3 tRNA genes are annotated in these 268 nt (G+C 52.2%); all 3 read right to left on the reverse strand.

The annotated features are described in order from the left end of the window. Positions 1-4 precede the first annotated feature (4 nt). Positions 5-94, reverse strand: a tRNA-Ser gene (locus SPADD19_RS11200). A 7-nt stretch (positions 95-101) separates the two neighbouring features. Then, positions 102-173 (reverse strand) — tRNA-Glu (locus SPADD19_RS11205). A 10-nt stretch (positions 174-183) separates the two neighbouring features. Continuing rightward, positions 184-257: transfer RNA gene (locus SPADD19_RS11210), tRNA-Ile, on the reverse strand. Positions 258-268 lie beyond the last annotated feature (11 nt).

The following is a 268-nucleotide window of genomic DNA, read 5'->3' on the forward strand; positions in this document are numbered from 1 at the left end:
ATTAAGGAGGATGTGGGATTCGAACCCACGCACGCTTTTACACGCCTGACGGTTTTCAAGACCGTTCCCTTCAGCCGGACTTGGGTAATCCTCCAAATATATAGTCCGTACGGGATTCGAACCCGTGTTACCGCCGTGAAAAGGCGGTGTCTTAACCCCTTGACCAACGGACCATACTATTAATGGGCACGAGTGGACTCGAACCACCGACCTCACGCTTATCAGGCGTGCGCTCTAACCACCTGAGCTACGCGCCCAAGTTAAAAAA

The organism is Streptococcus parasanguinis (genome assembly GCF_001578955.1).
Lineage (GTDB): Bacteria > Bacillota > Bacilli > Lactobacillales > Streptococcaceae > Streptococcus > Streptococcus parasanguinis_U.